The organism is Allofournierella sp. CML151 (assembly GCF_027853465.1).
GTDB lineage: Bacteria > Bacillota > Clostridia > Oscillospirales > Ruminococcaceae > Allofournierella.
On the sequence record NZ_JAPNNW010000017.1, the window covers coordinates 1 to 20,022 of the forward strand.

At 59.6% G+C, this 20,022-nt stretch carries 19 protein-coding genes; 6 read left to right on the top strand and 13 right to left on the bottom strand.

The genetic code is table 11. The annotated features are described in order from the left end of the window. Window positions 1-141: 141 nt before the first annotated feature. Window positions 142-1,005, bottom strand: coding sequence for a GNAT family N-acetyltransferase (locus PH256_RS11595; protein WP_333766400.1), 864 nt, complete (start codon window positions 1,003-1,005; stop codon window positions 142-144). Between the two features lie 238 nt (window positions 1,006-1,243). Here PH256_RS11595 and PH256_RS11600 point away from each other — a divergent pair, with 238 nt between their 5' ends. Together PH256_RS11600 and PH256_RS11605 are read left to right on the top strand one after the other, a co-directional pair. Continuing rightward, window positions 1,244-2,578, top strand: coding sequence for a S1C family serine protease (locus PH256_RS11600; RefSeq protein ID WP_270914322.1), 1,335 nt, complete (start codon window positions 1,244-1,246; stop codon window positions 2,576-2,578). A gap of 213 nt (window positions 2,579-2,791) precedes the next feature. After that, window positions 2,792-3,703, top strand: a complete 912-nt coding sequence (locus tag PH256_RS11605) for a serine O-acetyltransferase (RefSeq protein WP_270914323.1) — start codon at window positions 2,792-2,794, stop codon at window positions 3,701-3,703. Between the two features lie 64 nt (window positions 3,704-3,767). Here the strand turns inward: PH256_RS11605 and PH256_RS11610 are convergent, their stop codons facing one another. Both PH256_RS11610 and PH256_RS11615 read right to left on the bottom strand, forming a co-directional pair. Beyond that, on the bottom strand, window positions 3,768-4,850 hold the full coding sequence (locus PH256_RS11610; RefSeq protein ID WP_270914324.1) for a GGDEF domain-containing protein: 1,083 nt from the start codon (window positions 4,848-4,850) through the stop codon (window positions 3,768-3,770). A 60-nt stretch (window positions 4,851-4,910) separates the two neighbouring features. Continuing rightward, window positions 4,911-5,798, bottom strand: coding sequence for a helix-turn-helix domain-containing protein (locus tag PH256_RS11615; RefSeq protein WP_270914325.1), 888 nt, complete (start codon window positions 5,796-5,798; stop codon window positions 4,911-4,913). Window positions 5,799-5,981: 183 nt separating this feature from the next. Here PH256_RS11615 and PH256_RS11620 point away from each other — a divergent pair, with 183 nt between their 5' ends. Further along, window positions 5,982-7,838 (top strand): right-handed parallel beta-helix repeat-containing protein, encoded by a 1,857-nt coding sequence (locus tag PH256_RS11620; RefSeq protein WP_270914326.1) that lies wholly within the window; start codon window positions 5,982-5,984, stop codon window positions 7,836-7,838. Window positions 7,839-7,966: 128 nt separating this feature from the next. Here PH256_RS11620 and PH256_RS11625 read toward each other — a convergent pair whose 3' ends face one another. Beyond that, window positions 7,967-8,626 (bottom strand): metallophosphoesterase, encoded by a 660-nt coding sequence (locus PH256_RS11625; protein ID WP_242956201.1) that lies wholly within the window; start codon window positions 8,624-8,626, stop codon window positions 7,967-7,969. A gap of 211 nt (window positions 8,627-8,837) precedes the next feature. Between PH256_RS11625 and PH256_RS11630 the strand changes: the two genes are divergently transcribed. The 3 genes from PH256_RS11630 (at window position 8,838) to PH256_RS11640 (ending at window position 12,214) form a co-directional block, all read left to right on the top strand. After that, window positions 8,838-10,193: a D-alanyl-D-alanine carboxypeptidase family protein gene (locus PH256_RS11630; RefSeq protein ID WP_087185298.1), complete on the top strand. Its 1,356-nt coding sequence runs from the start codon at window positions 8,838-8,840 to the stop codon at window positions 10,191-10,193. Between the two features lie 100 nt (window positions 10,194-10,293). Beyond that, complete coding sequence (locus tag PH256_RS11635; protein ID WP_270914327.1) at window positions 10,294-11,760, top strand: nicotinate phosphoribosyltransferase; 1,467 nt, start codon at window positions 10,294-10,296, stop codon at window positions 11,758-11,760. A 61-nt stretch (window positions 11,761-11,821) separates the two neighbouring features. Next, window positions 11,822-12,214: a putative ABC transporter permease gene (locus PH256_RS11640; protein WP_087185297.1), complete on the top strand. Its 393-nt coding sequence runs from the start codon at window positions 11,822-11,824 to the stop codon at window positions 12,212-12,214. Between the two features lie 82 nt (window positions 12,215-12,296). Here PH256_RS11640 and PH256_RS11645 read toward each other — a convergent pair whose 3' ends face one another. From PH256_RS11645 to rpmG, 9 genes are all read right to left on the bottom strand, one after another. Continuing rightward, a complete protein-coding gene (locus PH256_RS11645; RefSeq protein WP_270914329.1) occupies window positions 12,297-13,988 on the bottom strand; it encodes an alpha-glucosidase in 1,692 nt (563 codons plus the stop codon). 105 nt (window positions 13,989-14,093) lie between these two features. Continuing rightward, complete coding sequence (glmS, locus tag PH256_RS11650; RefSeq protein WP_270914330.1) at window positions 14,094-15,914, bottom strand: glutamine--fructose-6-phosphate transaminase (isomerizing); 1,821 nt, start codon at window positions 15,912-15,914, stop codon at window positions 14,094-14,096. 241 nt (window positions 15,915-16,155) lie between these two features. Continuing rightward, window positions 16,156-16,530, bottom strand: coding sequence for a 50S ribosomal protein L7/L12 (gene rplL, locus PH256_RS11655; RefSeq protein ID WP_058963490.1), 375 nt, complete (start codon window positions 16,528-16,530; stop codon window positions 16,156-16,158). Between the two features lie 90 nt (window positions 16,531-16,620). Beyond that, window positions 16,621-17,133, bottom strand: a complete 513-nt coding sequence (gene rplJ / locus PH256_RS11660) for a 50S ribosomal protein L10 (RefSeq protein WP_087181890.1) — start codon at window positions 17,131-17,133, stop codon at window positions 16,621-16,623. 304 nt (window positions 17,134-17,437) lie between these two features. Next, window positions 17,438-18,133, bottom strand: coding sequence for a 50S ribosomal protein L1 (gene rplA, locus PH256_RS11665; RefSeq protein WP_087181889.1), 696 nt, complete (start codon window positions 18,131-18,133; stop codon window positions 17,438-17,440). A gap of 61 nt (window positions 18,134-18,194) precedes the next feature. Then, window positions 18,195-18,620 (bottom strand): 50S ribosomal protein L11, encoded by a 426-nt coding sequence (gene rplK / locus PH256_RS11670; protein ID WP_058963487.1) that lies wholly within the window; start codon window positions 18,618-18,620, stop codon window positions 18,195-18,197. Between the two features lie 130 nt (window positions 18,621-18,750). Then, a complete protein-coding gene (gene nusG / locus PH256_RS11675) occupies window positions 18,751-19,272 on the bottom strand; it encodes a transcription termination/antitermination protein NusG (protein ID WP_058963486.1) in 522 nt (173 codons plus the stop codon). Between the two features lie 36 nt (window positions 19,273-19,308). After that, complete coding sequence (gene secE, locus PH256_RS11680; RefSeq protein WP_087181887.1) at window positions 19,309-19,560, bottom strand: preprotein translocase subunit SecE; 252 nt, start codon at window positions 19,558-19,560, stop codon at window positions 19,309-19,311. A 17-nt stretch (window positions 19,561-19,577) separates the two neighbouring features. After that, window positions 19,578-19,727 (bottom strand): 50S ribosomal protein L33, encoded by a 150-nt coding sequence (gene rpmG / locus PH256_RS11685; RefSeq protein WP_058963484.1) that lies wholly within the window; start codon window positions 19,725-19,727, stop codon window positions 19,578-19,580. Window positions 19,728-20,022: the final 295 nt, after the last annotated feature.

Here is a 20,022-nt window from a genome sequence, read left to right on the forward strand (position 1 = left end):
AAAATCTTCTTCCTTTTTCTCTGTTCTTTTACTTTTCATGCAAAAAACCTGCTCTGGCTTGATTGTCACAGCAGGTTTTTCTACAAGCTGAAAGGAGCCTTCCCGGCGGGAAGGCTCCTTTTTTGATTCTGCAAACAGGCGTCACCAGCCCTTTTTGCGCACAAAACAGGGCAGAGGCGCAGTGGGCGCCCAGTTGGCGAACTCGCACACCAGCACCGTGTATTCCCGGATGGGCAGCGCCCGGAAAAATTCCAGCAGGGCAGTCTTCTCCCCATCGCCGTTGGGTCCGCCGCTGTACAGGCAGGCCGCCAGGATTCCGCCGGGGCGCAGCGCCGCCAGTGCAGCCTTCACTGCGGGCAGGCTGCTTTTCGGGGTGGTGAACAGACTGTGGTCCGCTCCGGGCAGATAGCCGAAGTTGAAGACCACACAGTCCGCGCTGCCCTCTTCCACCAGCTTCGCCAGTTCCGCGTGGTCTGCCTGCACCGCCCGGCCGATATCCGAAAGTCCCGCCGCAGCCAGCCGGGCATTGGTGTTGTCCACCGCCTGCTGCTGCAGATCCAGCGCCAGCACCTTCCCCTGCGGGCCCGCAAGACGGCAGAGAAACTCGGTATCGCCCCCGTTGCCGCAGGTGGCGTCCACAAAAAAACCGCCGGGCAAAAGATTCTGCTGCAGGAAATCGTGAGTCAGACCCACGGCGGTGGGGTCCGGCACCCGGTGCCTGCGCCAGAGGGTTCCGACCCGGGAAAAGCCGAATTTTTCGGCCAGTGCCTTCCCGGCCGCATCCTCTCCAAGCTCCAGAAAATGCAGGCTTTCGCCGGTGTAGCCACCGGTGCTTTTCAGCACCTGGCGCAGCATAAAGCTGCCGTAGCCCTTGTGGCGCCAGGCCGGGTCCACCCACAGAGGCCCCAGCCGCCAGCCCTCGCCCTGGCGGGCACAACCACACCGCCCCACAAGCAGCTTTTCCTTATATAACAGGAATTCTTCTCCTTCGCGTATCACCCGCACGCCATTGCCCTGCCTTTCCAAATATGATATGCTTATATGGTGAGACTCCAGGCATGATCCGCAGCCCGGAACCATACCAATTATACATGGATTTCACATTTTTTTCACCCGGCCATAAAATGTTTTTCACGGCGGGCGGATAAACTATAACCAGAACGATAAGCAAGGGGCCGCAAGAGCGGCGTTTCATTGGAGCAGACGCCCCGGACCCCTTGTTCACCTGAAAGGATGATAGAGCATGGAAAACAAATGGGAATATGATTATTCCGGTACCTACCCGAACAGCGGCGGCAACAACCCCACCCCCGCTTCCTACACCCCGATGGGCCCCACCGGCGAACCCTCCATGGGTGCCGGTGCCGGCACCGACTACACCACTCCCGGTGCTTCGATGCCCGGCTTTGGTCCCTCCGCCCCCATGGGCGGCGAGCCCCAACCTCCCCGCATGAAAAAGAGCCACCCCCGCCTGAAGAAGATCGGCGCAGGTGCCCTGGCCCTGGTGCTGGTGGCCGGCGTAAGCTTCGGCGGCGGCTATGCAGGCTTCTACCTGGCCGACAAGACCAGCAGCGCCCGCATCGTATACCAGAGTGCCAATCCCTCCGGCACCGCCACCAGCAGCACCGACGGTTCCACCTCGCTGGACCCGCTGGTAAGTGTGATCAACGCCATCACCCCCAGTGTGGTTGAGATCACCACCGAACAGATGGTCACCACCAGTTACGGCTTCTGGGGCGGCCAGCAAATTGTGAGCGGCGCGGGCAGCGGCGTGATCTACACCGAAGACGGCTACATCATCACCAACAACCATGTGGTGGAGGGCGCTGAGCAGATCACCGTAAAGCTGAACGACGGCACCACTTACAGCGCCACCCTGGTGGGCGCGGACTCCCAGAGCGACATCGCGGTCATCAAGATCGACGCCACCGGCCTGACCCCGGCGGTGCTGGGCGACTCCGACACCATCTCCATCGGTGAGACCTCCATCGCGGTGGGCAACCCCAGCAACCTGGGCGTGACCTCCACCGACGGCATCATCAGCGCGCTGAACCGCAGTGTGACCGTGGAAGGCAACACCATGAACCTGATCCAGACCAGCGCTGCCATCAGCCCGGGTAACTCCGGCGGCGGCCTGTTCAACTCCAGAGGCGAGCTGATCGGCATCGTGAATGCGAAGAATGCCGATGAGAACGCCGAGGGTCTGGGCTTCGCCATTCCCATCAATACCGTGAAGACCGTGGCGCAGGACCTGATTGAAAACGGCTATGTGACCGGCCGTCCCGCTCTGGGCATCACCGTGGTGAGCATCACTGACGCCCAGACCGCCATGCAGTACGGCGTTTCCACTCTGGGCGCTTACGTCCAGAGCGTGACGGAGGGCAGCGGCGCTGCCAACGCCGGCATGAAGGTTGGCGACCGCATCGTGAGCGTGGGCACCAAGACCGTGACCAGCGCCACGGATGTGACCAACGCCCTGCAGGATTATTCCGCAGGCGACACCGTTCAGGTTCAGGTGGACCGTAACGGCGAGCTGATCACCTTGAATGTGGTTCTGGGCGAAAAGACCCAGGCCTGATCCCTTCCCTATACCGATTCCGATTTTTCATATCGTTTCCTTTTTCTGTTTTCACGCAAGGGCCAGGGGCTGCACAAGAGTGCAGCCCCTGGTTCTTTTTTATCCGCTTTGCATTGACGCATCCCGCCCAAACAGGTATGATTAAACTATCCCCCCGCCTGCTGTGCCGCTACCGGCGGCAAAAGGCCGGATCACCGGCGAAAGGAGCCTTTTATGAACGAGATCAAGCACCAGGCCATCCAGAAGACGGTACAGGGCCTGAACGAAAACTATCAGAGCCACGAGCTGCTCACGCTGAAGCAGGGCATGGAACTGCCGAACCGCAAGGCGGTGATCAATATCCTGCGGGATCTGAAAGAAATTATCTTCCCCGGCTACTATGGACCCTGCAGCCGTCTGGGTGATTTTGGCGAACATTATGCCGGTTACCGGCTGGACCGTCTGTACGACGACCTGCGCTCGCTGTTGGCCACCGCCCTGCTGTATGAGTGCGGCAAGGAGGGCTGTCAGCTGCACACTGAGCCTCGGGCGGATGAAGTATGCGCCGCCTTTTTTGAAAAGCTGCCCGCCTTGCAGCAGACTCTGCTGAAGGATGTGCAGGCAGGCTTTGAGGGCGACCCCGCCGCCAAGAGCCGGGAGGAGATCATTTTCTGCTATCCGGGCTTTTACGCCATTTATATCTATCGGGTGGCCCACGAGCTGTATCTGCAGAACGTGCCCTACATTCCCCGTATTATGACCGAGTACGCCCACAGCAGCACCGGCATCGACATCAATCCAGGCGCACAGATCGGCGAATATTTCTTCATCGACCACGGCACCGGCGTGGTCATCGGCGAGACGACCATCATCGGCAATCACGTAAAGCTGTATCAGGGGGTCACCCTGGGTGCCCTGTCCACCCGCGGCGGCCAGCAGCTGATGGGTGTGAAGCGTCACCCCACCGTGTGCGACAATGTGACCATCTATTCCGGCGCTTCGGTGCTGGGCGGTGAGACCGTAATCGGCGAAAACACCACCATCGGCGGCGGTACCTTCATCACCGAATCGGTGCCCGCCAACAGCCGCGTGCTGGCCAAGCGCCCCGAGCAGACCATCAAATCCCCCACCGATGTGACCGACTGATTTTCCCCACACAAACAGCAGCGCCGCAGAGAACGCATTTGCTCTCTGCGGCGCTGTTTTTCTTTTACGTAGCTTTCTGCTCCCACCGGCGGATGCAGCCCCGCTCCTCCTTGGCCTGATAGAGGGCACTGTCGGCATTTTTGAGCAGCTGCTCCGGATTCATCCCCGGCCGGCACTCGGCCAGGCCGAAACTGGCCCCCACCCGACAGGGCGAAAACAGGCGGATACCCTCCAGGCATTTGCGGATTCGTTCGCAGGTCTGCAGAATCTGGCCAGGCTCCGGCGCATGGAACACCATGCAGAATTCGTCGCCTCCATAACGGAAAGCCGCGTCCTCCCCTGCATAGCTGCGCAGAATGCCTGCCACCATCTGCAGGCAGGCGTCCCCCTGCAGGTGACCCAGGATGTCGTTCAGCTGCTTGAAGCCGTCCAGGTCCATCATGACCACCACACCCTGCCCGCCGGCGCACAGCTGGCCCAGCCGGTCATCCAGCGCCATCCGGTTCAGCAGGCCGGTCAGGCTGTCCCGCCGCAGCTCCCATTCCCGCCGGGCCGCCTGGCAAATTCGCTCCCTCTCATAGTAAATAGAGGCAAGGCTCAGCAGATAGCAGCCCAGCAGCATCACCAGACCAAGCAGCCAGTTGATTCGGTTTTCGACATTTTCCAGCCGGTGCTGCTGGGTGGAATCCCACACCACCACCAGGTCCACCACCGGCACTCCCAGCAGGCACACCGCTGCAGTGATGGAGGTAAGCCCGTAACTCCCGTAGGAGACGGTAAGCATGATCGCCACCACCGGCAGCAGGATCAGCGCCTGGAATAAGCTATGCACCCCATACAGCACCAGGCACACCCCCGCCATGCACAGCGAAACGATCAGCTGGCGCACCTGCCCTTTCAGCCGGCTCCTGGCCGCCAGCATGCCCGCCAGCACCAGAAGGCCGTTGAGCGCCACCGGAATCAGCAGATACTTGACCATATAGCGGCTGGGATCGGAGTTCACAAACCCTTCGATCCGGTTCAGCGCAAAGGCCATGATGATCTCCAGCAGCGCTGCAGCCAGCGCAAGACTGGCGGTCATCCACCAATGCAGCCGCATCCATTTTTCATTTACCGTATTCCATTGCTGGCCGTTTACCGGGGGCATCCGCGTTCTCCTTCTGCCTTGTGTCCACGCCCGTTCACGTGTGTTTCATTCGTTTTTTCATTATACCAAATCCCCCGGACCGGCACAACCGAAAACATCCTCCGCAATCCCTCTTTGCCGGGCGGGTGGCTGTCCGGGGCCCTGCCGCATTTGCTGGCGGAACGCCTGCGGGGAAAGCCCGTATATCTGCCGAAAGGCCCTCCAGAAATACCCGTAATTATGAAAACCCGCCTCCAGCATCACCACCTCCAGCGGCTCGTCCGACTCCAGCATCTGCTTTTTCGCCTGCTCCAGCCGGTAACACACCAGATATTGCAGCGGCGTGAGTTGAGTAACCTTTTTGAACAGCTTGCAGAAATAACATCTGCTGTAGCCTGCGGCCCCGGCCAGCTGGTCCAGCGTGACCGGCTCCGCGTAATGACTGCGGATGTACCGCAGCGCCCGGCGTACCGCCGCACTGCCCTCCTGCCCCGTCGCTTCACTGCTTGTTTCGCCCTGCCGCAGCAGCACCGCCAGCAGGTGCAGCAGCTTTGCCTTCCATTCCAGCAGCTGCCATGGCTGTGGCCGTACGGGAAGCGCCAGCCCCAGGAAAAAGGACTCATCCAGACCCAGCTCTTCCCCGTTGAACAGCACCGGTGTCAGCCGGTCCAGCGCCTGCAGCCGATCCGCTCCATCATTCAGATCGAACTCCACGAATAGGGACCGGTAGACACCGATCCCCTCCACCTCCATGCCGGGTCTTCGCAGGAACACCGACTGGGGAATGGTCTGCACCGGGATGCCGTTTGCAACAATGCAGCCGCTGCGGGAAAAGACAATATATTCAATCTCATAGTGCTCCACCACCCGCCTCCCGTAGCTTTGCCGACTGTCGGTGTGCAGCACCGCGCCGGAATCGTGCCAGCCCACAAACTGCGGCGACAGGCTCTGCAGCAGTGTTTGCTCCAAAACATCCCGCTCCTTTTCCCTTGCAGGCCAGTCTCCGACCGCCTGCTTTTTGTTTTTGGCCCATTATAACACAGAAGGACAAAATCGTGTAGGAGCTGAAAAAAATCGGGAATGGGAACCGGCTGTCTGCCGTGGTACTCTGAGGATAAGCTTTTACCCAATCACACAGGAGGGACTCTGATCATGATCTATTCCGTTTCCCAGCATGCCCCCGCCGGGGGCGACGGCTCTACCGCACGACCGTTCCAAACCATCGGACAGGCAGCCTCCGTTGCCCGACCCGGTGACACGATTCTCATTCATGAGGGAATCTATCGGGAGTGGGTCGCTCCGCCCCGGGGCGGCGAGAGCGATGACCAGCGCATTGTCTACCAAGCTACCGAGGGCGAGCGGCCGGTCATCACCGGCGCAGAACCGGTCAGCGGCTGGACGCGCTGTGAAAACGGGATCTGGCGTGCCACTGTGAACAACGCGATGTTCGGTGAATACAACCCCTATGCGGACGAGCTGTTTGGTGACTGGTACGACGGCCTGGGTCAGACCCACCACACCGGCGAGCTGTTCGCGGACGGCCAGCCGCTGGACGAGGCCGCCTCGCTGCCCGCCCTGATGAATCAATCCTCCGGCAAAACGCGGGAATGGTTTGCCCAGGTAGAAGAGGAACAGACGGTCTTTCATGTCCGCTTCGGCGAACAGGACCCCAACAGCCTGCAAACCGAAATCAGCGTGCGGCCCTTCTGCTTTTTCCCCAGGGAGGAAGGCATCAACTATATCACTTTGTCTGGCCTGGAGTGCTGCTGCGCCGCCACTCAGTGGGCCCCGCCCACGGCCTTTCAGCCCGGCGCGGTGGGTCCCCACTGGAGCCGGGGCTGGGTGATCGAGAACTGCCGCATCCACGACTCCAAGTGCTGCGGCATCAGCCTGGGCAAAAATCACGATCCCAAGGATAACAGCTGGAGCAAGGACCCCTGCAAGGGTGGTACCCAGACCTACACCGAGATGGTCTTCTCCACCCTGCAAAGAGGCTGGAGTCGGGAGCGTGTGGGCGGGCACATCCTGCGCGGAAACGAAATCTGGAACTGCGGCCAGGCCGGAATCGTGGGCTGCATGGGCGGCGCCTTCTGCGACATCACCGAAAACCACATCCACCACATCAACATTCGGGGAGAATTCTACGGGGCTGAGATCGCCGGAATCAAGCTGCACGCCGCCGTGGATACCCACCTGACCGGGAACGTGATCCACCACTGCTCCCGGGGCGTCTGGCTGGACTGGCAGGCCCAGGGAGCCCTGTTCCGGAACAACCTGTGCTTTGCCAACGACCGGGAGGAGGACCTGTTCATCGAGGTCTGCCACGGTCCCTGTCTGGTAGAGAACAATCTGCTGCTCTCTCCCCGCAGCTTTCTGGATATGTCCCAGGGCACGGCCTGCGTGCACAACCTGTTCGGCGGCAAGATTCACGCCGTGCCGGACACCAACCGCTTCACCCTGTATCACCTGCCCCATTCCACCCAGGTGGGCGGCGTGATGCTGATCTACGGCGGCGACGATCGCTTCTTCAACAATCTGTTCCTTGGCCGTGAGGATGACGGCCGCCTTTGCGGCAGCTGTGGCACTGGCGCCTATAATTCCTACAGCGCGGAATTTCCCGCCCGCAAAACCGGCGACGACACCCCCGCCGCCGATCTGGGCCGCACCCTGCCGGTGACCATGGGCGGCAACGCGTATCTGAACGGTGCAAAGCCCTGGGTCCACGAAAGCAACGCCCAGGTCCTGCCCGATGCAAGCCCGGCGCTGCGGCTGGCAGAAGAGAATGGCCATTTCTGGCTGGAGAACGACCTGGAACCGTATTCCAGCGGCCTGCAGGCTGAGCCGGTCACCGCCGGGCTGCTGGGCCGGGCCTTTCAGCCGGACCAGCCCTTTGAGGACCGGGACGGCACACCCGTACAGCTGGACCGGGACCTGCTGGGCGGAGCCCGCGGCGCTCTGCCCCGGGTGGGTCCGCTGGAGCACTGGCCTGCCCGGCTGAAGCTGATCTGAAGTTCTTTGCAAGAAAACGAGGGCGGTCTCCCCTAGATGGGGAGACCGCCCTCGGCGTTTTGATTCTGTTTGGGTGCGCAAATCCGGTTTGCCCGCTTTGCCTGCGGCCCATACTTTCCAGGAGACGCTCAATCCTCCAGCGGGATCACGTCGCAGAACACCGCCTGGGTCTTGGCGCCCAGCTTGCGGTCCTTGTGATAACGGCCGAACAGCCACTTTTTGTACTGGGCCTTGTCCATGATCTGGCCGAAGAAGGTGTGCAGCCAGTTGGGCTGGCCCTGCATCAGCTGGGCAAACTCCAGAATTTTCAGCGGTGCGTCGTGGGTGAGGATGTAGTCCACCTGCCAGCCGGCGGCTTCCAGATTGTCGGCGCAGGTCTTCAGCTCCTCGCTGGTGGGCAGCTCGGCCCGCCACCAGTTGATGCCCTCGTCCCGGTCCTCCTTGTCCCAGCTTTCGGCGCCTCCGAAGCAAAGCAGCTTTTTGCCCTCGATCTCCAGAATGCTGCCCCGCTCAATATAATACAGGTTGCCGCCGATGTGCCGGGCCTTACCGCCCATGTAGTCCACCTCGGGGTATTCCTTCAGCAGGTCAAAATTTTCATGGCAGCCGTCGATGAACAACAGCTGGTACCGGCGCTTTTCCAGCCATTTCAGCTTTTTCTTTTCCGCCTTGTCGCCGTTCCACAAAAAGCCGAAATCCCCCAAAACAATCAGGGTATCCTGTTTTTTCAGCCGCTTTATCTCTTTCTCCGAAAAGCGCTCCACCTCGCCATGGATGTCGCCGGTCACATAAATCAAGCCTTGCCGCCCACCTTTCACCAGAAAAACACTTTATAAACCCTGTAAAAAATGCTATAATACAAGGTAAATCACTGGGCAATCTGCCCGTGAATCAATCGCTTTTTTCGGGCATTTTGCCCGTTTGCCCCGCCGCACTCCATCCCTTGAACAATGCGGCACTGCTCTAAACATTTTAACGCGTTTAAAAGGAAAAGTCCACATGAAAAAATTCATCGCGCTTTTGCTCGCCCTGGTTTTTATGGCCGCGATTTTCGCGCTGCCCGCCGGGGCGGTGGGGTTTGAGCCCCCCTTCGAAATCTCCGGCAAGGCTGCCTACATCGTGAATACCGACACCAACATCATCGTATACGAAAAGAACAGCGAGGAATCGCTGCCCGCCGCCAGTCTGACCAAAATCATGACCTGTATTCTGCTGGTAGAGCAGTACGAGGACCAGCTGGACACCGTGACCGCCGAGCTCACCGCCTCCATCCGTGACTCGCTCTACGGCCAGGGCATGGCCAGCGCAGACATCCTGATGGGCGAGCCTCACACCCTGCGCAGCCTGATGTATGCGGCGCTGGTGCCCAGCGCGGCAGATGCCGCCATGATCATTGCCAATACGGTGAGCGGTGGCAGTATCGACAACTTCGTGTATATGATGAACAGTAAGGCCAAGGAAATCGGTTGCTCCGGCACCACCTTCGTGGACCCGGTGGGTATGAGCCTGGAGAACGTGACCACCGCCCGGGACATGTACCTGATCCTGCGCTATGCGCTGAGCTTTGATACTCTGAAGGAGGCCATGAGCACCCTGAAATGGGATATGGGCCAGGACTACATGCCCAGCCGGTATTCCTCCTCTTCGCCCTACATGCTCTACAGCACCAACAAGATGCACGACAAGGATCTGGGCGCGGAATACTACCGGGACTACAACCAGGGCGGCAAGACCGGCACCCTGGAGGACTGGCAGAACTTTGCGGGCTGGCACACCAACACCGACACCGGCGAGAGCTACATCAGTGTGGTGCTGAACAGTCCCAATTCCATCGACCCCTACGAATACCCCACCAAGCGCCCGGCCCTGTACGAGACCGGCCTGCTCATGGACTGGGTGTTTGAAAGCTTCGCCATCCAGCCCGCCATGCAGGTGGGCGAGCCACTGGCTGAGGTGAAGGTGAAATATTCCACCGACGCCGACACTGTAATGCTCTATCCGGCGGACGATATGATGACCATTCTGCCCAAAAACACCGACGAAAGCGTGACCCAGAAGACCTTTGATCTGCCGGAATACGTCACTGCCCCGGTGAAAAAGGGCGATGTGATCGGCACCGTGACCCTTTCCCTTTCCGGCCAGACCATCGGCGTGGTGGAGCTGACCGCCGACCGGGATCTGGACCGCAACATGCTGCTGTTCACCCTGTCCAAGATCGGGGAATTCTTCGGCGGGCTGTATTTCAAGGTGCTGCTTTGTGTGAGCGCGGTGACTGCCGTGGCCTATGTAATCCTTTATTACCGTCAGCAGGCCACCCGCAAGACAAACCGCCGGCCCCGCCGCCCCTCGCTGTAACTGCGACCCGTTGTTTCCCGCGCCCATCGGGTGCTGTGAAGGGCCCTGCCGCCCATACTGCGGCCCGGTCCAAATTCATTTGAGAGAGAGTTGGAGCTTTATGTTGGATGTGAAACGCAACCTGACCACCATCATGGACTTTTACGAGCTCACCATGGCCGCCGGGTACCTGGAGGAAGGCTACGAGGACAAGATCAGCGTGTTTGACATGTTCTTCCGTAAGATCCCGGACGGCGGCGGCTTCGCCATCATGGCCGGTCTGGACACCTTCATCGACGCTGTGGAAAACCTGAAATTTACCCCGGAGGACATTGAATATCTGCGGGGCACCGGTGTGTTCAACGAGCGCTTTCTGGATTATCTGAGCCATTTTGAGCTGCACTGCAACATCTGGGCCATTCCCGAAGGCACCCCCATCTTCCCCCGGGAGCCCATCGTAACGGTGGAAGGCCCCTCCATCGAGTGCCAGCTGCTGGAGACCCTGCTGCTGGTCACCATCAACCACCAGTGTCTGGTGGCCACCAAGGCCAACCGCATCGTGCGCAGCGCCCAGGGCCGCCCGGTCATGGAGTTCGGCGCCCGCCGCGCCCAGGGCTACGACGCCGCCGTTTACGGCGCCCGTGCCGCCTACATCGGCGGCTGCTCCTCCACCAGCTGCGTGATGGCCGCCCGGGATTTCGGCATTCCTGCCTCCGGCACCATGGCTCACAGCTGGGTGCAGATGTTCCCCAGCGAATATGAAGCCTTTAAAAAATACGCCGAGTTGTATCCTGACTCCTGTGTACTGCTCGTTGATACTTACAATGTGATGAAGAGCGGCGTACCCAACGCCATCAAGGTCTTCGACGAGGTGCTGAAGCCCCAGGGCAAGCGCCCGGTGGCCATCCGCATCGACTCCGGCGATATTGCCTATCTGTCCAAGAAGGCCCGTAAGATGCTGGACGCCGCCGGTTATGAGGACTGCGGCATCTGCGCCTCCAACAGCCTGGACGAGTACATCGTGCGGGACCTGATTCTGCAGGAGGCCAAGATCGACAGCTTCGGCATCGGCGAGAACCTGATCACCGCCAAGAGTGACCCGGTGTTCGGCGGCGTGTACAAGCTGGCTGCCGTGAAGGACGGCGAGGACTACATCCCCAAGATCAAGGTAAGCGAGAGCGCCGAGAAGCTGACCATTCCCCTGCTGAAAAAGGTGTGGCGTATCTACGACCACTACACCAAAAAGGCCATGGCCGACTATGTGACCGTGTACGACGAAGAGGTGGAGGTAGGCGACGGCCTGACCCTGTTTGACCCCTTCCAGACCTGGAAAGAGCGCACCTATACCAACTGCTCGGCGGTCTGCCTGACCACCCCCATCTACGAGAAGGGTAAACTGGTCTACGAGCGCCCCACCGTGAAGGAGATCCGAGAGCGCTGCACCGTGCAGCTGGAGAACCTGTGGGAGGAGATGCGCCGTTTCGAATATCCTCACCGGTACTATGTGGACCTGTCCCAGAAGCTGTGGGACTGCCAGCATAAGATGCTCACCGAGCTGAGCAAGGTTACCGGCAAATCGGCGGAATAACGCCCTGCCCGCACATAAAACGCCATCACCCGGGGAAGACTATTCCCCGGGTGATGTTTTTATGCTGCGAAACGCGACCTTGTTTTTTGTGGGGGCCTTCGGCTACGGGCAGATCGAGCTGCTCTACCGGGGCTATACCCACTGGACCATGCTGGTTTCCGGCGGTGTTTTGCTGCTGGTGCTGGCCGCGCTGGACCGGGCCCTGCCCCGCCGGGTACCGCTGCTGGCCCGCTGTGCGGCGGGTGCAGGCTGTATCACCGGTCTGGAGCTTGCCATGGGGCTCGTCTGCAATCGGCTGCTGGGCATGGGCATCTGGGATTACTCCGACCGGTGGGGCAATTTATGGGGCCAGATCTGCCCCCGATTCAGCCTGTACTGGTTTTTGCTCTGCATCCCGATCTTTCTCTGCTTTGCCTGCGCCGACCGGCTGCACGCCGCTCTTCGGCCCGCCTGAACCACTTGTCCGAATATGCAAAAGCCCTCCGCCGCGGAGTTTTCCACGGCGGAGGGCTTTTGTTGTTGAAAATCCGTTTTGCTTATTGCTCCAGCTCCAGCACCACGGCCTGCCAGGGCTGAGCGGCATACCGGTCAAAGCCCGGCTGCGGGCCGCCCTCCTGGCTGTTGAGCAGCACCTGCCGGATGGTCCCCGGCAGCGCCAGGCTTCGGGGCAGCTCGCTCAGGTTGCACACCACCAGCAGCGTTTTTCCGCCGCCGGTGCGGCGGTAGGCCATCAGGCCCTCTTCCTCCTCCAGCACCGGCTCGCAGTCGCCCCACACCAGGGCTTCCTCCCACCGGGGGTCCTTGCGCAGAGCCAGCAGCTTTTTGTACCAGTTCAGCACCGAATCCGGCCGTGCCTGCTGCTCCCTGGCGTTGATACGGGTGTAGTTGGGATTTACGCCGATCCAGGGTGTTCCGGTGGTGAAGCCGGCGTTTTCCCCGTCCGTCCACTGCACCGGAGTACGGGCGTTGTCCCGGCTGTACTGGGCGCAGGCATCCAGCGCCTGGGCCTCGGTCAGCCCCAGTGCCAGGCAGGCCGCATACTCGCCGTGGGTGCTCACGTCATCCACATCCTCAATTCGCTCAAACCGGGTATTGGTCATGCCCAGCTCCTGGCCCTGATACAGGAAGGGAATGCCCCGCAGCAGCACGCTGGCGGTGGCCAGGCAGGTCTTGGCCCGCTCGTTGTCCTGTGCGTCCTTCGGCAAATACTGGCTCACGCCCCGGGGCTCGTCGTGGTTTTCAATGATGTTGGCCAGGAAGCCCACACCCGCCGCCTGCCGCTGGGAGCCAAAGCAGGCATCCCGGTACTGGGTGGTGGTGGGCTGCTTTGCCCGGGCCCAGCCCTGCGCGTCCTTGCCCAGGCAGGTGGGCGCAAAGTCGAACATGGTGGAGAAGTGCCCCTCCGGTCCGATGAATTCCGCCAGACGGGCGGGATCGGTGTCGAACACCTCACCCACCGTAAAGGCCTTGTGGGGAGCGAAGGTTTCCCGCTTCATCTCCTCCAGAAAATCGCCCAAACCCTCTGCCACGCCGGGCTCCGAAAGCATCCGGCGGCAGTCGGAAAGGCCGTCCGGCCGGTCCGCCGGGTAGTCCCGGAAGGCCAGGTCCTTTTTGATGTTCACAATGGCGTCGATGCGGAAACCCGCCACGCCCTTGTCCAGCCACCAGTTGATCATGTTGTAGATCTCCCGGCGCAGCGCCGGATTCTCCCAGTTCAGGTCCGGCTGCTTTTCGTGAAAGAGATGCAGGTAGTAAAGATCGCTCTGGCCGGGTACCAGGCTCCAGGCGCTGCCCCCAAAGTAACCCCGCCAGTTGCAGGGCGGCTTGCCGTTTTTGCCCTTGCGGAAGTAGAAATACTGCCCGTAAGGTCCCTCCGGGTCCTCCACTGCCTTTTTGAACCAGATGTGCTCATCCGAGCAGTGGTTCACCACCAGGTCCATCACCAGGCGGATGTCCCGCTTTCTGGCTTCCTCCAGCAGGCGGTCCATGTCCTCCATGGTACCGAAGCGGGGATCGATGGCCTGATAATCCGAGATATCATAGCCCTGGTCCGCCAGCGGGCTCTGGTACACCGGCGATAGCCAGATGATATCCACACCCAGATCCTTTAAATAATCCAGCTTGGCGGTGATGCCGGGCAGGTCGCCCACTCCGTCGCCGTTGGAATCGTAAAAGCTTTTCGGCCAGATCTGATAGGCCGCTTTGTTGTGCCACCATTGCCGTTCCATAGGTCTGCACGCTCCTTTTCTGGAATCGTTTTCAGGCCCATTATAAACACCGGCGGCGGCCTTTGCAAGCCCTTTGTCCATTTCCGGTAAATTTCCGGGAACCGCTTATTCCACGGTCACGCTCTTGGCCAGGTTGCGGGGCTTATCCACGTCACAGCCCCGCAGCACGCTCATGTAATAGGCAAACAGCTGCAGCGGTACGATCATCAACAGCGGCATGAAGACGCTTTCCAGCCGGGGCAAGCGCACCACGTAGTCCGCCGCACCCTCCGGCACCACGGCCTCCTCCTTGCACAGCAGAATCACCCGGGCACCCCGGGTCTTGACCTCCTTCACGTTGCTCAGGGTCTTTTCAAACACGTCGTCCTGGGTGGCCAGAGCAATCACCGGGGTACCCTCGGTGACCAACGAAATGGTGCCGTGCTTCAGCTCGCCCGCGGCGTAGGCCTCGCTGTGCACATAGCTGATCTCCTTCAGCTTCAGGCTGCCCTCCAGCGAGAGGGAGTAATCGAAGCCCCGGCCCATGAAGAACAGGTCGGTGCTGTTCATAAACTGGCTGGCCAGATACTGAATCTGATCGCAGTTTTTCAGCAGCGGCTGCTGCAGGGCGGGAGCCTTCTGCAGCTGCTCGGTCAGGTAGCCCACCTCATGCTCGTCCAGAGTACCCCGGGCCAGTGCCAGCCGCAGCGCCAGCAGGTACATCACCGCCAGCTGCACACTGTATGCCTTGGTGCTGGCCACCGCGATTTCCGGCCCTGCATGGGTATAGAGAGTCCAGTCCGCCGCGCGGGCGATGGAGGAGCCCACCACGTTTACCACGGCCAGGGTCTTTGCGCCCTTTTCCCTGGCCAGCTTCAGGGCCGCCAGGGTATCCAGCGTTTCGCCGCTCTGGCTGATGATGACCACCAGATCGCCCGGATGCAAAATGGGGTCGCTGTAACGGAATTCGCTGGCAATCTGGGTGAAGGCGGGCAGCCGGGCCATCTTTTCAATGGCCGTGCGTCCCACCATGCCCGCGTGCATGGCAGTGCCGCAGCCCACAATGTGAATACCGGTCAACCCCTTGAGATATTCGTCGGTCAGACCGCACTCGCTCAGATCGGGCAGACCGTTCTTGATGCGAGGGCCAATAGTGGCCTGCAAGGCCGCCTGCTGCTCGTGAATCTCCTTGAGCATGAAATGGGGGTAACCGCCCTTTTCCGCAGCCTCCATCTCCCACTGGGCCTCCAGCCGGGGCCGCTCCACCGGCTGGCCCAGCCGGTCAAACAGGCGGATGCTGTCCGGCTTCAGCTCCACCATATCCCCCTCTTCCAGGGCAATGTAGGTGCGGGTATGGCGCAGCAGCGCAGGGATGTCGCTGGCCAGGAAATTCTCGCCCTCGCCGCAGCCCACGATGAGCGGGCTGTCCTTCCGGGCACCGTAGATCACGCCCGGCCGGTCCCGGAACAGGATTGCCAAACCGTAGCTGCCCCGCACCTGGGCCAGAGTGCGGCGCATAGCGTCCAGCGGGTCGCCCTGGTAGTTGTGGTCCATCAGCTTGACCAGCACCTCACTGTCGGTCTCACTGCAGAATTCATATCCTTTGCGGACCAGATACTCCCTCAATTCGGCGTAGTTTTCAATGATGCCGTTGTGGACCAGGCTCACCCGGGCCGCGGAGTGAGGGTGACTGTTCACGTCGCTGGGCGCGCCGTGGGTAGCCCAGCGGGTATGACCGATGCCGCAGCCGCTGTCCGGCAGATGCATCCCGGCCAGCTTTTCCTCCAAAGCGCTCAGCCGGCCCTGGGCCTTGGCCACCCGGATGCCGTCCGGATAGCTGAGCGCCACGCCCGCCGAATCATAGCCCCGGTATTCCAGTTTATGAAGCCCTTCCAGCAGCACATTCAGGCTGCCAGTCTTTCCCGAATATCCAACGATGCCGCACATGGCGATCGCCTCCCTATGCAGAAAATATAAATTTTGTGTACGTTTTTGCAAAGCATGTGAATCAGTATAGCATATGCAGCAGTGATTTTCAATTTCATCCGCAAAATTTATATTTTCATACACAAATTTTCGACGCGTTCGCCCGGCCCTTGGGCAATATCCCCGTAAAATTGGCAAAACAAAAGCCGCCGCCCAAACGGGCGGCGGCTTTGCAGATGCTCAATCAGGCAAAAAGCAGAACTTACTTCAGCTCGATCTTGGCGCCGGCTTCTTCCAGCTTCTTCTTCATTTCCTCGGCGTCAGCCTTGGAAGCAGCTTCCTTCAGGGTCTTGGGAGCGTTGTCAACCAGCTCCTTGGCCTCCTTCAGGCCCAGACCGGTAGCTTCCTTAACAGCCTTGATAACGGCCATCTTGTTGGCGCCAACCTCAGCCAGCACAACGTCGAACTCGGTCTTCTCCTCAGCAGCGGGAGCAGCAGCGCCAGCAGCAGCGGGAGCGGCAGCAGCCACGGCGGAAACGCCGAACTCTTCGCAGTAGGTGTCGATCAGTTCCTTCAGCTCCAGAACGGTCAGCTCTTTAACAGCGTCAATGATTTTGGTGATTTTCTCAGAAGCCATTGTCATATACCTCCAATGTACTTAATTTCAAAATAATGTTCGTTCAGCGGCAGCGCTCAGGCGCACCGCACGGACGGGGATTTGCGTAACTTACGCAGCGGGCTCTTCCTCGCACTTGTCGGCGTAGGCCTGCATAGCAACAGCCAGACCGCTGAGGGTGCTGGTGAGAGCGCCGGCGAACATGGACAGCATGCCTTCGCGGTTGGGCAGCTTAGCGATAGCCTCAACCTCTTCCTTGGGCATAACAGCGCCTTCCATGTAACCGATCTTCACGCTGTAAGCGCCCTTGGAAGCCTCGGCGTACTTGCACAGGATGCGGGCAGCAGCCATGGGGTCCTCGTGGGCGATGGCGATGGCGGTGGTGCCTTCCAGCACTTCGCTCATAGCCTCCAGCTCGGTATCCTTCAGGGCCAGACGCAGCATGGTGTTCTTCACAACCGCATACTCAACGCCAGCCTCACGCAGCTCCTTACGCAGCTTGGTATCGTCGGCCACGTTGATGCCTTTGTAGTCAACGACCACACCGGCAACGGAAGCGGCGATCTTCTCCTTCAGAGCGGCAACATAAGCCTGCTTCTCGCTCAGAATTTTTGCACTGGGCATTTCGATTCACCTCGTTTCAAACCTTCGTAACTTCTACTTTGCACAAAAAGCCCCTTTCCCAGCTTGGCCGAGAAAGAGGCATAAACATACACAAGGCAAATTTACGCGGCTTCTCGGCAGGCGGGCGGGATGGCCTCTTATGCTCCTTATATCACATGAGCACCTGCTGTCTTAAAAACAGCATGAATAGTATACCGCAAAGCGCGCGGGTTTGTCAAGTGCTTTTTGCGATTTTTCCGCAAAAAAGCCGCCCCGCGTTTTGCGCGGGGCAGCGAACTGCTCACTCGCAGCCGTCAGGCTGTGATTAGCCGCCGAACTTGGCGCCGTTCATCTTGATGCCAGGGCCCATGGTGGTAGCCACGGTGGCGCTCTTGATGTACTGGCCCTTCGCAGCAGCGGGCTTAGCCTTCACGATGGCGTCCATCACGGTGCGCAGGTTCTCGCCCAGCTTCTCAGCGCCGAAGCTGGCCTTGCCCACGGGCACATGGATGATGTTCTGCTTGTCCAGACGGTACTCGATCTTACCGGCCTTGGCTTCGGTAACAGCACGGCCGATGTCGGGAGTAACGGTGCCGGCCTTGGGGTTGGGCATCAGACCACGGGGGCCCAGAACCTTACCCAGACGGCCAACCTGGCCCATCATGTCGGGGGTGGTAACCAGAACGTCGAAGTCAACGAAGCCTTCGTTCTGGATCTTGGCGATCAGGTCAGCGTCGCCAACCATCATCGCGCCGGCTTCCTCAGCGGCCTTGGCGGCATCGCCCTTGCAGATGGCGATAACGCGAACGTCGCGGCCGGTACCGTGAGGCAGCACAACAGCGCCGCGGACCTGCTGGTCAGCGTGGCGGCTGTCAACGCCCAGGCGGACGTGCAGCTCAACGGTCTCGTCAAACTTGGCCTTGGCGGTCTGGCAGCACAGAGCCAGAGCCTCGTCGGCCTCATACAGCTTAGAGCGGTCGATCAGCTTGGCGCTGTCGACATAGTGTTTACCATGTTTCATTACTTTTTCCTCCTGTGTGGTCTATCGGATTTAAGTTCCTCCCACGAATCCAGCGGGGTGATTACTCGGTTACGGTAACACCCATGCTGCGGCAGGTGCCGGCGATCATGCTGACAGCGCTTTCCAGGTTGGCAGCATTCAGGTCGGGCATCTTGGTCTTGGCGATCTCTTCCAGCTGAGCCTTGGTGATGGTGGCCACCTTGGTCTTGTTGGGAACGCCGGAACCGCTCTCGATGCCGCAGGCCTTCTTGATCAGCACGGGGGCCGGAGGAGTTTTGGTGATGAAGCTGAAGGAACGGTCAGCATACACGGTGATTACAACGGGGATGATGTAGCCCATGTCCTTCTGGGTACGCTCGTTGAATTCCTTGGTGAACGCCATGATGTTCACGCCGTGCTGGCCCAGAGCGGGACCAACAGGGGGAGCCGGAGTCGCTTTGCCGGCGGGGATCTGCAGCTTAATATAGCCAGTTACTTTTTGCGCCATTTTAAATGCACCTCCAAAATTTGTGGTAAGCTAGCGGGCCGGGTTTATCCGGCCCTCCCACGGGCACCGGCAACCGCCAGCGCCCTATAAAAACCGCATATAGCGGCTCTTACCATAAGGGTTTTTGCTGTCACAGGGGTTTGACCTGATCCAGCTCCAGTTCTGCGGGCGTTTCGCGCCCGAACATCGAGACCTTCACGCGCACCTTGCGATGCTCCATGTCGATCTCTTCCACGAGACCCACGAAGCCCTCCAGAGGACCAGCGTTGATCTCCACATTGTCGCCCACTTCGTAGTCCACAGTGGGCTCGGCCACGGTCTCCACGCCCAGCTTGTCCACCTCTGCCTGAGACAGGGGCACCGGCTTGGACGAGGGGCCCACGAAACCGGTCACACCGCGGCAGTTGCGTACGATGTACCAGCTTTCGTCGGTCATGACCATCTTCACCAGCACATAACCGGGGAAGATTTTGCGCTCGACCATGCGCTCCTTGCCGTCCTTGATTTCGGGTTCCATCATAACAGGAACCTTCACCTCATGGATCAGATCCTGCAGGCGGCGGTTGGCCACGATGGTCTCAAGGTTCTGTGCCACTTTGTTTTCATAACCGGAATAGGTATGCACAACATACCACATTGCCTGTTCTGCCATACGTTTACTCCCTTCCGCTTTTCAGGATGCGGCCGCTTACAAGCTTGCAGCGGCCTGCAGCACCAGATGCATGACCTCGCCGAACAGCAGGTCAAGCAGCAGGATGACGATGGCGGAAATGATCATAACCACCAGCACCACAATGCTGTTGTTGATGATCTGGCTCTTGGAGGGCCAAACCACCTTTTTCAGTTCGCTCTTGGTGTCGCGGAAGAACTTCCCGATCCCTTTGAACCAATTTTTGACTTTAGCAAAAAAACCGGGCTTCTTGGCAGTATTTTCAGCCATGGATGTTCCCGCCTTTCTTACTTGGTCTCGCGATGGACAGTATGCTTCTTGCAGAAACGGCAATACTTCTTCATCTCGAGCCGGTCAGGGCTGTTCTTCTTGTTCTTCATGGTGTTGTAGTTGCGCTGTTTGCACTCAGTGCAGGCCAGGGTGATTTTCACTCTCATTTGTCTTCGGCACCTCCATTTAACGGTTTGTTTAGCCTCCCTCGTGGTTGCAGGCCGTACCCTGAAAAAAGGCACAAAAAAATAAGCCTGCAAAATGAGGTGTAATCATCATAGCACATCCCGCCGGGGCCGTCAATACCAATCCCACAGATTTTTTTGCGGCGCGCCGCAAAGGCTTTTACCTTTTGCCCATAGCCTGCCAGGCATTTTTATGGTATTATTAGAGTACTTATGTGCAACCGCCTTTGACCGGCTTTTCCCGCTTGGTCAATGTGATTCGATTTGTGTTTATTTC